We start from the raw sequence: 14109 nt of genomic DNA on the forward strand, positions 1-14109 counted from the left end.
TTGGGAAACGGTCTTGCAGTAGTAACTAATTCTGGCGCTTGCGTGCGGCCTCTTGATGGTTGATACACAGTGCCACATACTTTGCGGCCGGTTCGCGCAATTGTTCTATCTCTTGCTTCAGGTCTCTATTCTCACTACGGAGTCTTCGGAGTTCTTCGTGACAATCCTCGAGACTATCGGGAAGGCGAATACCTTGCTCTTCATCGTTGACCGAAGCAATTTCCTCTACACTGTCACGCAGTGTGGGACGAGGCAGATCATCAAGCTTGGTTAACCAGTCCACACCACTGACTTTCAGCGTCCGTGCCCAAGCAGCCAAATCATCGATCTTGAACAGTTTCTCCACCTTCATCAGTTTATTAGCCTTCACCGCGTATTCGATTCGTTTGCGCCAGCGGTCTTTCCCCTGACGCAGCTCTTCACCCGACCGTTGGTCGCGTTGCGCCAGTAGGGTGGCGACCTCATTGAGAGTAAGCCAATCTCCGCGATGATATGCGCGCACGACTCGTTTTTTACCGCGTCCCTTCATTCTCGTTTGAATACTCCCTGCAGAATGTTATCGGTGGGTGCCGTGGTGGCATAGCGTGCCCAGTCCGCCATCAACGGACGGCGCTTTTCCAGAAGGACTGAACGGGAATAGGCACTTTCAGTCTCGTCACGTTCATCGTGGTCCAGTGCCAACTCGCAAATTTCGCGCGGGTAGTCGGTAAGATCGCTGGCCCAGTCCCGGAAGCTGGAACGAAAGCCGTGCCGGGTAATATTGGAGTAACCCATCCGGTGCAATAAGGTGCGGATGGCATTTGCATGCATCACGCCACTCTTACCCTGGCCTGGAAACAGATAGGGACTTCCTTCCATTCGTTCCATGCCCTGCAGCAGGGTAATAACTTCGCGCGCTAAGGGAATCACAAAGGCCTCACGCATCTTCATACGGCTGGAGGATAGCGACCACACTTTAGTCTCCCAGTTAAATTCTGACCACTGGGCGAAGCGGATCATTTTGGAGCGGGCGCCAGTCAGGATCAACAGACGGGCCGCTACAGCATCACGGCTGGTAAGTAATGACAATTCAGCCATGAGTTTGGGAATATCGCACCAGTGCATGGCTGGGAAGTGCTGGCGCTTCCGGGCTTTCTTTTTCTCCGTCCTACTCAGCAGATTTGACAAGTGGCCACGCCAGCGTGCGGGGTTGTCTCCCTCACGTAATCCACGAGTTTTGGCGGCATCCAGGATCTGCTCTATCTGCCCGCGGACCTCGTCAGCGGTGCGGTTCTTGATTGCCCAGATCGGGCGCAGCACGTTAAGGATATGCTCGGTCTGGATAGCGTCGGCTGAGAGGTGGCCAATGAGGGGAAAGGCGTGCAGCTCCAACTTCCGCAGCCAGCCTTTGCGCCATTTGTCGGACCATGAAGCACCATGGGCGGCATGATAGTCTAAGGCTATTTGTTGGAAGCTAATTCGACGCGCTGCAGCTTGGCGTTCCGCCTCGCGCTGAGCGGCGCGCTGTGTGTCACGGGCCGCTAAAGGGTCGATTCCCATGCTCAACTGCTTGCGCGCGTCGGCGGCAAGTAGACGAGCATGTTTCAGGGACACGGTCGGGAATTTACCCAGCCCCATCTCACGACGCCGGCCATTAAGTTGATAGCGATACGTCCAGGATTTGGAGCCCCTCGCCTTGATCTCCAACCGCAAACCGTCGCCATCTTCATAGGTACCTGGTTCGACCAAATGCCCTACTTCATTAGGTTCAAACTTGCCCATCCTATTCTCCTGCCTAGTGAGGACAAATCCTACCCCCCCACTTATCCCCCCACTTATCCCCCCACTTTCCCGCCGGATGACGGTCAATTTTGATGGAATTCACTGGATTGAAGCTAGGCACCATGCATTGATATGTCAACGGTTTTGTAGCATTTAATGGGATTAAGTAGACATAAAAAATGCCGGTCTGTGACCGGCATTTTTCTTTTTACCGGCCCCCATATTGCCTCCATCGCGGTGCTGCTCCTGCTTGTATCATCAACCCCCCGTTGCTGTCTTGCTCCGAGCAAAGCCATGCCTCTCCCCCAAAACAACAAACCCGAGGCCTGGCCTCGGGTTTGAAAGCACACGATATGGGGGTCGACGGCTTATTCCAGCAGGAAGACGGCTTCCACGTTGTCCGTGATGCTGATCTGCTGTTGCTGGTAGCTGCTTTCCATCATGTCGGCAGCAGGGGCGGCGGCCTTCATGGCCCGGCTGTAGACAGGCACCGGCGAGCTGTTGCGATACTCGACGCTGTAGACCTTGCCAAGCTTCATGCCAAACGCCTTGGCCAGGGACTCCGCCTTGCTGGTAGCATCGGTCACGGCACCGAGACGGGCCTGCTCCTTGATGGTCTGCGGCGACTTGAGACCATATTCAATCTGGGAGACGGACTCCAGCCCCGCCTTGAGGGCGGTATCCATCAGCTGACTCAGCTTGTCCAATTGATAGAGTTTGACGGAGAGCTGGCGCTGGGCACGATAACCCACCATCTCGGGCTGCTTGTTCTGGGGATACTGATACTCGGGGGAGATCACCAGGTTGCCGGCCTCCACATCGCTGCGCTTGATGCCGAGTCCCTCCAGCTGGCCAAAGAAGGCGGCGACCTTGGTATCCACCTTCTGCTTGGCCTTGATGCCCTGTTTCTCCAGTGCAGTCACCGCCACATTGAGCGTCAGCATGTCGGGCTCGACCTTCTGCTCGGCATAACCGCTGACCACCAGGTGGGGAGCCTGGGGCACCTCGATGGCAAACAGCGGGGCACTGGCAACCAGTGCGGACAGGGTAAGAAGGGGACGCCACATAGAAAAAACCTCCAAGGATTAGATGGAGGTCATTATGCACATCGTCGATTGGGATTCATATATCGTGCGGCGGGGGGATCTGATCCAGTACCTGATTGGTCATATCGATGTTGATGCTGATCTCGCCGCCAAAGAGGTGGTCATGACTTGCGATCACGGCCGCAGGAGCCTCGGCCCCGAGCAGCGGCTCATCGTCGAAATGAAATGAGTCCCACGACAGAACATGACCTAGTGATGGCATGCCCGGCTCTGAAGCCGGCACCACGGCAAGGGCACTCCAGTCGAACTCTTCCCCATGGCTGAGCAGTCCCTGCAAGGAGGTATCGCTCAGACTCTGCAATGAATACTCCTGCTGCCCCCACTCATGGCCAACCAAGACCACCATGTGAGGCAAGGGAGCATCTTCTGTCGGTGTGAAACTGATGCTGGAGGCGGCGAAGTCCACATTGAGCAGACCCGCCAGATCGCCATCCTCGCTTTCCAGCTCCAGACCATTGAGCTTGTCACCCGTCATCGTCGCCTGATAGCCGAAACGACCGGTGCAGACGATGCTGTCCTGCCCATCCCAGCTATAGCGAATGCCATCGATGTCGACCCAGTTGAATGACTGCATGGTGACGCTCTCCTGATACTACCGCTATCTTAGCCGTCCTCTCCATCAAATAATAGGGACCGGGCAAGCCCGGTCCCTGGATTTGATTAAGGATCGACCTTGAGATTGCCCTGGTCCAACAAGTCCTGAATGATCTGCAGGTCAGTCCGTGTCGAATTGGCCGTCAGATCCACGTTGTCAAAGAAGATGGTATGGGTCGCAGTACCCCCGGCCGAACCATCCAGATCGATCGTCAGGGTCGATTTGTTCGCCCCCGGACCGGAGGCGAAGTTCAGATACTGATCCAGGGAAGTTGCGTTGGCATGCTCGCCACTCAGCAACTCACTCAGGTCCAAAACATCCCCATTAGATCCTGTAGTGAAATCTTTGATGATGTCCGGCCCCCCTGATTCTCCTGATTGCCATTTGAAGGTATCCCTCCCGGAACCACCAGTCAGGGTGTCATTACCAAAACCGCCTATCAACACATCATTACCATCACCACCATTCAAAATGTCACTACCAAAGCTGCCATCCAAAATATCGTTACCCGCTAGAGCATTGATAGTGTTACTACCAGCATCCCCGGCAAGCGAATCATTGGCTATCGAACCATCGATAGGGTTACTCCCATCGACAGTGACGGCGATTACTTGGCTTGTGGTGTCACCATCACCATCAGTCGCTTTGATCCCAAACTCCATATTCAACGTGCCAGTATTTGTAACGGTCGACAAATTTACCAACTGGAACTTTCCACCACCGCCACTTTCAACATCGAGTAATTCGATGTAATCAATGTACTTGCCGCTGCCCAGAGTCATCGTCAGATCAGTTCCAGCCAAAGTAGCCACAGTGCCATTACCAGCCTCGAAGGTGTTATCCTCGTAATGAATGACATAAGCTACTTTTTCTGTCTGCGCAAAACCGACTAATTGGATAGTCGCATAATTAACAGCAGGACCATCAAATGCACTAGGCAAAGTCGCACCATCGAAACTCGAGTAGTTGTTGAAATCCATGCGTAAGATTTCACTCGAATTGAAGTTGTTATTATCAACCCCCCAACCTGCCGTACTACCGTTTACCGAGGCTTGGTCGACATGAGCTGCATTCAAGACTCCTTGCGCTTGCCAATTATTGAAGTCAGCTGATGTCCAGGAGTTATTGGTCATCCACCCTTGTAGCACGGCAAGCTGTAATGTACCCCCTGTGTTAGTGAGGAGCTGACCTTGGGCAGGCCCAGAACCAAAGGAGCTAGATCCACCGATCCCAACAGTTTCAGGCGCATCCAGTTGTTTTAACAATGTGAATGTATAAGTGCCATTTGTATTCAGTTGCAACCTGAAAGCTTGTTCTCCATTTTCAACTGTATCGTTGTTATTAGCATCCACATACCCGGTGAGTACATTCCCCGTCTGGACGTATTCAACTGTACGGCCCCCAGATGTCACATTGGGGAATGGAGTGTCAAAACTGTAAGATCCAAAACCATCTGCGCCAAACGATATAGCCAAATCTCCCGTGGCAGAGGTATTAACGCTATTGGCGACATAACCGTGATGGGCTGAGCCTGTAGTAATTGGCGTATCATCATCGAGGCTGACCGTGAAGCTGGTAGTCCCTTCGCTGTTGTCCACATCCTTGACACTGACCGCTACCGTGAAGCCAACATTATCCTCAAACGATGTCTCCACCACGTCGCTGGTTGACAGGTCATCATGACCCGGGTGTGTCACCGGCTGGAACAACGTCATGTCATAGTCTGCACCACCGCTGCCAATGTTCTTCAGCACAATGGTGAACACCACATCCGCCAAGCTGGTGCCATAACCAGTCAGGGTGTGGGTATTCGCATTCCAACTCGTCTGGACTGTCGTACCGTCCAGCTTGGTCAACCCCGTGTTCGCGACCGACAGCGTGATGCCCTGCAGGGCATCTGCACCCAGGGTATAGGAGATATGCCCTGTAGTTACCGGCACATCGTCGCCCGCACCACCGGCATTGCCTGTGTTACCCCCCACAATATCGTCTTCATCGACCAATTCATTGGTGGCCGAGACATTGCTGACCCCCGTATCGGTCACACCGAACGTCACCGTCCGGGTAATCGCATCACCATCCTTGTCAGTCACTGTGTACAAGAAGGTCTCGGTCACCGCAGCGCCACTGGTCACATTACCCGGTGAGGTGTAAATCAGATTGCCCGAGCCATCGATGGCCAGCGTGCCACCCGTCGCGCCCTGGTTGGTGAACACGATGTCCTGGAGGGTGCCCTGCAAGCCATCCTCACCCGCACTGATACCGAGCACCGTGGTGGCAGACCCGATGTTGTGCGCGCCACTGCCCTCGGCAAAGTTAGCGCCGGTGTAGTCGCTAGCCACGGGCGAGTCGTCGTCGATGGTCACCGTGAAGCTGGTAGTCCCTTCGCTGTTGTCCACATCCTTGACACTGACCGCTACCGTGAAGCCAACATTATCCTCAAACGATGTCTCCACCACGTCGCTGGTTGACAGGTCATCATGACCCGGGTGTGTCACCGGCTGGAACAACGTCATGTCATAGTCTGCACCACCGCTGCCAATGTTCTTCAGCACAATGGTGAACACCACATCCGCCAAGCTGGTGCCATAACCAGTCAGGGTGTGGGTATTCGCATTCCAACTCGTCTGGACTGTCGTACCGTCCAGCTTGGTCAACCCCGTGTTCGCGACCGACAGCGTGATGCCCTGCAGGGCATCTGCACCCAGGGTATAGGAGATATGCCCTGTAGTTACCGGCACATCGTCGCCCGCACCACCGGCATTGCCTGTGTTACCCCCCACAATATCGTCTTCATCGACCAATTCATTGGTGGCCGAGACATTGCTGACCCCCGTATCGGTCACACCGAACGTCACCGTCCGGGTAATCGCATCACCATCCTTGTCAGTCACTGTGTACAAGAAGGTCTCGGTCACCGCAGCGCCACTGGTCACATTACCCGGTGAGGTGTAAATCAGATTGCCCGAGCCATCGATGGCCAGCGTGCCACCCGTCGCGCCCTGGTTGGTGAACACGATGTCCTGGAGGGTGCCCTGCAAGCCATCCTCACCCGCACTGATACCGAGCACCGTGGTGGCAGACCCGATGTTGTGCGCGCCACTGCCCTCGGCAAAGTTAGCGCCGGTGTAGTCGCTAGCCACGGGCGAGTCGTCGTCGATGGTCACCGTGAAGCTGGTAGTCCCTTCGCTGTTGTCCACATCCTTGACACTGACCGCTACCGTGAAGCCAACATTATCCTCAAACGATGTCTCCACCACGTCGCTGGTTGACAGGTCATCATGACCCGGGTGTGTCACCGGCTGGAACAACGTCATGTCATAGTCTGCACCACCGCTGCCAATGTTCTTCAGCACAATGGTGAACACCACATCCGCCAAGCTGGTGCCATAACCAGTCAGGGTGTGGGTATTCGCATTCCAACTCGTCTGGACTGTCGTACCGTCCAGCTTGGTCAACCCCGTGTTCGCGACCGACAGCGTGATGCCCTGCAGGGCATCTGCACCCAGGGTATAGGAGATATGCCCTGTAGTTACCGGCACATCGTCGCCCGCACCACCGGCATTGCCTGTGTTACCCCCCACAATATCGTCTTCATCGACCAATTCATTGGTGGCCGAGACATTGCTGACCCCCGTATCGGTCACACCGAACGTCACCGTCCGGGTAATCGCATCACCATCCTTGTCAGTCACTGTGTACAAGAAGGTCTCGGTCACCGCAGCGCCACTGGTCACATTACCCGGTGAGGTGTAAATCAGATTGCCCGAGCCATCGATGGCCAGCGTGCCACCCGTCGCGCCCTGGTTGGTGAACACGATGTCCTGGAGGGTGCCCTGCAAGCCATCCTCACCCGCACTGATACCGAGCACCGTGGTGGCAGACCCGATGTTGTGCGCGCCACTGCCCTCGGCAAAGTTAGCGCCGGTGTAGTCGCTAGCCACGGGCGAGTCGTCGTCGATGGTCACCGTGAAGCTGGTAGTCCCTTCGCTGTTGTCCACATCCTTGACACTGACCGCTACCGTGAAGCCAACATTATCCTCAAACGATGTCTCCACCACGTCGCTGGTTGACAGGTCATCATGACCCGGGTGTGTCACCGGCTGGAACAACGTCATGTCATAGTCTGCACCACCGCTGCCAATGTTCTTCAGCACAATGGTGAACACCACATCCGCCAAGCTGGTGCCATAACCAGTCAGGGTGTGGGTATTCGCATTCCAACTCGTCTGGACTGTCGTACCGTCCAGCTTGGTCAACCCCGTGTTCGCGACCGACAGCGTGATGCCCTGCAGGGCATCTGCACCCAGGGTATAGGAGATATGCCCTGTAGTTACCGGCACATCGTCGCCCGCACCACCGGCATTGCCTGTGTTACCCCCCACAATATCGTCTTCATCGACCAATTCATTGGTGGCCGAGACATTGCTGACCCCCGTATCGGTCACACCGAACGTCACCGTCCGGGTAATCGCATCACCATCCTTGTCAGTCACTGTGTACAAGAAGGTCTCGGTCACCGCAGCGCCACTGGTCACATTACCCGGTGAGGTGTAAATCAGATTGCCCGAGCCATCGATGGCCAGCGTGCCACCCGTCGCGCCCTGGTTGGTGAACACGATGTCCTGGAGGGTGCCCTGCAAGCCATCCTCACCCGCACTGATACCGAGCACCGTGGTGGCAGACCCGATGTTGTGCGCGCCACTGCCCTCGGCAAAGTTAGCGCCGGTGTAGTCGCTAGCCACGGGCGAGTCGTCGTCGATGGTCACCGTGAAGCTGGTAGTCCCTTCGCTGTTGTCCACATCCTTGACACTGACCGCTACCGTGAAGCCAACATTATCCTCAAACGATGTCTCCACCACGTCGCTGGTTGACAGGTCATCATGACCCGGGTGTGTCACCGGCTGGAACAACGTCATGTCATAGTCTGCACCACCGCTGCCAATGTTCTTCAGCACAATGGTGAACACCACATCCGCCAAGCTGGTGCCATAACCAGTCAGGGTGTGGGTATTCGCATTCCAACTCGTCTGGACTGTCGTACCGTCCAGCTTGGTCAACCCCGTGTTCGCGACCGACAGCGTGATGCCCTGCAGGGCATCTGCACCCAGGGTATAGGAGATATGCCCTGTAGTTACCGGCACATCGTCGCCCGCACCACCGGCATTGCCTGTGTTACCCCCCACAATATCGTCTTCATCGACCAATTCATTGGTGGCCGAGACATTGCTGACCCCCGTATCGGTCACACCGAACGTCACCGTCCGGGTAATCGCATCACCATCCTTGTCAGTCACTGTGTACAAGAAGGTCTCGGTCACCGCAGCGCCACTGGTCACATTACCCGGTGAGGTGTAAATCAGATTGCCCGAGCCATCGATGGCCAGCGTGCCACCCGTCGCGCCCTGGTTGGTGAACACGATGTCCTGGAGGGTGCCCTGCAAGCCATCCTCACCCGCACTGATACCGAGCACCGTGGTGGCAGACCCGATGTTGTGCGCGCCACTGCCCTCGGCAAAGTTAGCGCCGGTGTAGTCGCTAGCCACGGGCGAGTCGTCGTCGATGGTCACCGTGAAGCTGGTAGTCCCTTCGCTGTTGTCCACATCCTTGACACTGACCGCTACCGTGAAGCCAACATTATCCTCAAACGATGTCTCCACCACGTCGCTGGTTGACAGGTCATCATGACCCGGGTGTGTCACCGGCTGGAACAACGTCATGTCATAGTCTGCACCACCGCTGCCAATGTTCTTCAGCACAATGGTGAACACCACATCCGCCAAGCTGGTGCCATAACCAGTCAGGGTGTGGGTATTCGCATTCCAACTCGTCTGGACTGTCGTACCGTCCAGCTTGGTCAACCCCGTGTTCGCGACCGACAGCGTGATGCCCTGCAGGGCATCTGCACCCAGGGTATAGGAGATATGCCCTGTAGTTACCGGCACATCGTCGCCCGCACCACCGGCATTGCCTGTGTTACCCCCCACAATATCGTCTTCATCGACCAATTCATTGGTGGCCGAGACATTGCTGACCCCCGTATCGGTCACACCGAACGTCACCGTCCGGGTAATCGCATCACCATCCTTGTCAGTCACTGTGTACAAGAAGGTCTCGGTCACCGCAGCGCCACTGGTCACATTACCCGGTGAGGTGTAAATCAGATTGCCCGAGCCATCGATGGCCAGCGTGCCACCCGTCGCGCCCTGGTTGGTGAACACGATGTCCTGGAGGGTGCCCTGCAAGCCATCCTCACCCGCACTGATACCGAGCACCGTGGTGGCAGACCCGATGTTGTGCGCGCCACTGCCCTCGGCAAAGTTAGCGCCGGTGTAGTCGCTAGCCACGGGCGAGTCGTCGTCGATGGTCACCGTGAAGCTGGTAGTCCCTTCGCTGTTGTCCACATCCTTGACACTGACCGCTACCGTGAAGCCAACATTATCCTCAAACGATGTCTCCACCACGTCGCTGATTGACAGGTCATCATGACCCGGGTGTGTCACCGGCTGGAACAACGTCATGTCATAGTCTGCACCACCGCTGCCAATGTTCTTCAGCACAATGGTGAACACCACATCCGCCAAGCTGGTGCCATAACCAGTCAGGGTGTGGGTATTCGCATTCCAACTCGTCTGGACTGTCGTACCGTCCAGCTTGGTCAACCCCGTGTTCGCGACCGACAGCGTGATGCCCTGCAGGGCATCTGCACCCAGGGTATAGGAGATATGCCCTGTAGTTACCGGCACATCGTCGCCCGCACCACCGGCATTGCCTGTGTTACCCCCCACAATATCGTCTTCATCGACCAATTCATTGGTGGCCGAGACATTGCTGACCCCCGTATCGGTCACACCGAACGTCACCGTCCGGGTAATCGCATCACCATCCTTGTCAGTCACTGTGTACAAGAAGGTCTCGGTCACCGCAGCGCCACTGGTCACATTACCCGGTGAGGTGTAAATCAGATTGCCCGAGCCATCGATGGCCAGCGTGCCACCCGTCGCGCCCTGGTTGGTGAACACGATGTCCTGGAGGGTGCCCTGCAAGCCATCCTCACCCGCACTGATACCGAGCACCGTGGTGGCAGACCCGATGTTGTGCGCGCCACTGCCCTCGGCAAAGTTAGCGCCGGTGTAGTCGCTAGCCACGGGCGAGTCGTCGTCGATGGTCACCGTGAAGCTGGTAGTCCCTTCGCTGTTGTCCACATCCTTGACACTGACCGCTACCGTGAAGCCAACATTATCCTCAAACGATGTCTCCACCACGTCGCTGGTTGACAGGTCATCATGACCCGGGTGTGTCACCGGCTGGAACAACGTCATGTCATAGTCTGCACCACCGCTGCCAATGTTCTTCAGCACAATGGTGAACACCACATCCGCCAAGCTGGTGCCATAACCAGTCAGGGTGTGGGTATTCGCATTCCAACTCGTCTGGACTGTCGTACCGTCCAGCTTGGTCAACCCCGTGTTCGCGACCGACAGCGTGATGCCCTGCAGGGCATCTGCACCCAGGGTATAGGAGATATGCCCTGTAGTTACCGGCACATCGTCGCCCGCACCACCGGCATTGCCTGTGTTACCCCCCACAATATCGTCTTCATCGACCAATTCATTGGTGGCCGAGACATTGCTGACCCCCGTATCGGTCACACCGAACGTCACCGTCCGGGTAATCGCATCACCATCCTTGTCAGTCACTGTGTACAAGAAGGTCTCGGTCACCGCAGCGCCACTGGTCACATTACCCGGTGAGGTGTAAATCAGATTGCCCGAGCCATCGATGGCCAGCGTGCCACCCGTCGCGCCCTGGTTGGTGAACACGATGTCCTGGAGGGTGCCCTGCAAGCCATCCTCACCCGCACTGATACCGAGCACCGTGGTGGCAGACCCGATGTTGTGCGCGCCACTGCCCTCGGCAAAGTTAGCGCCGGTGTAGTCATTAGCCACAGGTGCGTCGTCGTCGAAGCTGAAAGCCGAGGTGATGTGGTTGGCCAGCATCACGGTGTCCGATGCTACGACTGTGTCGCCGTCACCATCGGTACGGGTCACTTGCAGCTGTAGTGACAGCGTACTGCCCTGTCCCAACAGCAGTTCTACTGCCTCGTCATACAGACTGGTTTTGCCGTTATCCAGCGCCTCAAACAGGGTAGTCTGCAGTTGCAGCACACCTCCAACGTTGACGATCGCTATGGTGAATACCGTATCACCATCTCCGTCCACACCGTTCAGCAGGGTCGGGCTACTGCTGACAAGGGTAATCGCCCCACCATCGGTGGCTACCAGGTTGGTGGCCAGCCCGCCGATCGGTACGCCCTGGAAGCTTATCACCGAGCTCTGCGACCCTATACCGTCCGCACCATAGCTGCCGTTGATGGTGAACAGACCGAGCAAGCCACCGCTCAATGCAGTGGTCACTCTGGCCAACGCACCGGGCAGATCATCGTTGACGTAGCTATCGGCTGCTTCGCCTAACGCATAGTGGTCGCTGGCACCGGTGGTTTCGTCCAGTGAGACCGTCAACGCCGCCGTACCGCCAGCATTGGCCGTCACGCTCGGGGTCGGTCTATCATCGATAATGTCTATCTTGAGGGTGCCAGAAGCCGTGCTGCCTCCCACGCCTTCCAGCGTGATCAGCACCTGATCCGTCAGCGTTGTATCACTCTCCGGTTTGGTGTGGGTCTGGGCGGCATCCAGGGTGTAGCTGTAATTAATGGCCGCCGTCTTGCCATCCGCGCTGCTAAAGCCCGTTAACGTCAGCGTACCTTCACCGGTATTGATGGGATGAGCCGCCAGATATGCTGGATCCTGCAGCTGCGCCACCGTAAAGGTGATGCCGCCAATCACCAGTTGCTTGATGCCATCGCTGGCAAATACCTGGAAGGTACTACCGTCTGTTTCCGCATTGGTCTGAGCAGCCGAACCGTTCGGATTCAGCCCGGCTTCGAATACAGTCGTATCAGCCCCGTTCGCCGCCACCGTAACCTTGGCAGTGTCATCTGCCCCCTGGATGTTGATGGTCAGCTTAGCGATGCTTTGATCGCCATCGGAATCGGTCATCGTGTACCAGACGTCATAGCTCAGGCTCGAACCCGCAGTCAGCGCCTGTGTCGCAGCTCTGGTGTTGTCCAGCTCATACGCCCAGGTCCCGTCAGGATTCTGCGTAAAGGTGCCATAGGTATTCAACGCCGTCAGGGCTGTCTGATTATCATGCCCACTCGCATTCCATCCTGCAAAGGCCGTAGGTTTATCGGCTCCGACGACGTCGTTGCTCAGCACATTACCGTTCAAACTGCTCGCCACATCTTCGGTTACAATCCCACCGGCATCATCCTTCGCGCTCGGGACATCATCCCGAATCACGACATCCAGGCTGGCGCTGGTGCTATCACCATCGCTGTCCGTCAGCACGACATTGAAGCTTTCTGTCAGAGCCGTGTCATTGGCGGGCTGGTTGTGGACTTCGTTATCATTCAGGGTATAGCTGTAGCTCACGCTGCCGATACCGGTGACCGGGTTGTAGCTGATCCCGGTGACCAGCAGCTGGTTGCCCAGCGGGCTGGGGATCGCCTGAGGGAAGCCGGTGATGACCTGGCCATTGTTGACGAGTACCACACCGCCCAGCGTCAGGCTTTGCACGCCATCCGCCGCATTGAAGGTGAAGGTGCCGCTCTTGGTCAGGGCCGAGCTATTGGGATTACTGCCATCTGCCAATGCCGCCTCATCCAGGACAAGCTCACCACCGTCTACTTGCAACCCTTCCAGGGAAACGGGCTCATCCACGGGAGTAATGGTAACCGTCAATATGGAGACAGCCGTATCGGCACCATCGGTCACAACGTAGTTGACCGGAGGCACGGATCCTGAGTAATTCGGGGCCGGCGTAAAGGTATAGGAGCCGTCGGCATTGATGATGAGCGTGCCGATGCCATCCAGTGTGCTCTCGACACCCGCTTCGATGCCGAGGTTGCTGCCCCAGCTATATGAGACAATCGATGCCTCGAGGGGGCCGTCCGGGTTGGTACTGTTGTCCAGAAGGTTGCCACTGACGGCCTGATCTTCCAGGGTAACGGAGGATTCATCCAGATCATCGAGCTCATTGTCGGGCAGCAGGTCATCTTCCTGCAGCACATCTTGTGGGGCCAGGGCGGCATAGCTGGTGTCAAATCCGGCCGCCGCGATGGTTGCATCACCAATCCGATCGATAACGACAAAGCCACCGTTGCCACTGGCTCCCGCCACCCCGCCGATGCCACCGCCACCACCTGCGGCGGGCGCTCCGCCAGCTGCCGCAGCTTCAAAGTTCTGAGTCGGGTCGACCCCTTGCAAGATGGATTCTTGCAGTGCCGCAATTTCCGGCGACACCTCTGGCGAGCCCGGCTGACGAGTGGCAACCGATGAGGAGGGTTGTCCACCGGCGGGAACATCCGGACCAGCAGGGGCGGCATCGGCCGGAGCCGGGCTGTCATCGTAGGGAGCCAGCATCAACTTGGCATCATCGGCAATATTGAGCCTGGCGCCTGGTTGCAATATCTCGCCAGGCTGGAGGGGACGGCTGCTGCCATCGGCAAGCAGGATCTGAACATTGCCTTCCACGGAAGAGACGACGACGGTTTTGTCGATGATTTGGGTGCGCATATCCATTGCT

5 protein-coding genes are annotated in these 14109 nt (G+C 56.8%); all 5 read right to left on the reverse strand.

Features of this window, described 5'->3' with window-relative positions; translation table 11 throughout:
- Positions 1-25: 25 nt before the first annotated feature.
- Positions 26-529, reverse strand: coding sequence for a hypothetical protein (locus I6L39_RS18945; RefSeq protein WP_157005465.1), 504 nt, complete (start codon positions 527-529; stop codon positions 26-28).
- The gene (locus I6L39_RS18950; protein WP_216990512.1) at positions 526-1761 is read right to left on the reverse strand and encodes an integrase arm-type DNA-binding domain-containing protein; all 1236 of its coding nucleotides are present in this window, start codon (positions 1759-1761) and stop codon (positions 526-528) included. Before I6L39_RS18950 ends, I6L39_RS18945 begins: the two co-directional genes overlap by 4 nt.
- Positions 1762-2129: 368 nt before the next feature.
- Positions 2130-2828 (reverse strand): SIMPL domain-containing protein, encoded by a 699-nt coding sequence (locus I6L39_RS18955; protein ID WP_216990513.1) that lies wholly within the window; start codon positions 2826-2828, stop codon positions 2130-2132.
- Positions 2829-2883: 55 nt separating this feature from the next.
- The gene (locus I6L39_RS18960; RefSeq protein ID WP_216990514.1) at positions 2884-3441 is read right to left on the reverse strand and encodes a hypothetical protein; all 558 of its coding nucleotides are present in this window, start codon (positions 3439-3441) and stop codon (positions 2884-2886) included.
- Between the two features lie 86 nt (positions 3442-3527).
- Positions 3528-14099: a retention module-containing protein gene (locus I6L39_RS18965; RefSeq protein WP_254203695.1), complete on the reverse strand. Its 10572-nt coding sequence runs from the start codon at positions 14097-14099 to the stop codon at positions 3528-3530.
- Between the last annotated feature and the right edge of the window lie 10 nt (positions 14100-14109).

Origin of the sequence: Aeromonas sp. FDAARGOS 1409, from assembly GCF_019048705.1 — a bacterium.
Taxonomy (GTDB): Bacteria; Pseudomonadota; Gammaproteobacteria; order Enterobacterales; family Aeromonadaceae; genus Aeromonas; species Aeromonas sanarellii.

Excerpts from the sequence above, each read along its gene's own strand:
- I6L39_RS18945 (WP_157005465.1), bottom strand. The coding sequence starts at position 529 with ATGAAGGGACGCGGTAAAAAACGAGTCGTGCGCGCATATCATCGCGGA.
- I6L39_RS18950 (WP_216990512.1), bottom strand. The coding sequence starts at position 1,761 with ATGGGCAAGTTTGAACCTAATGAAGTAGGGCATTTGGTCGAACCAGGT.
- I6L39_RS18960 (WP_216990514.1), bottom strand. The coding sequence starts at position 3,441 with ATGCAGTCATTCAACTGGGTCGACATCGATGGCATTCGCTATAGCTGG.
- I6L39_RS18955 (WP_216990513.1), bottom strand. The coding sequence starts at position 2,828 with ATGTGGCGTCCCCTTCTTACCCTGTCCGCACTGGTTGCCAGTGCCCCG.
- I6L39_RS18965 (WP_254203695.1), bottom strand. The coding sequence starts at position 14,099 with ATGCGCACCCAAATCATCGACAAAACCGTCGTCGTCTCTTCCGTGGAA.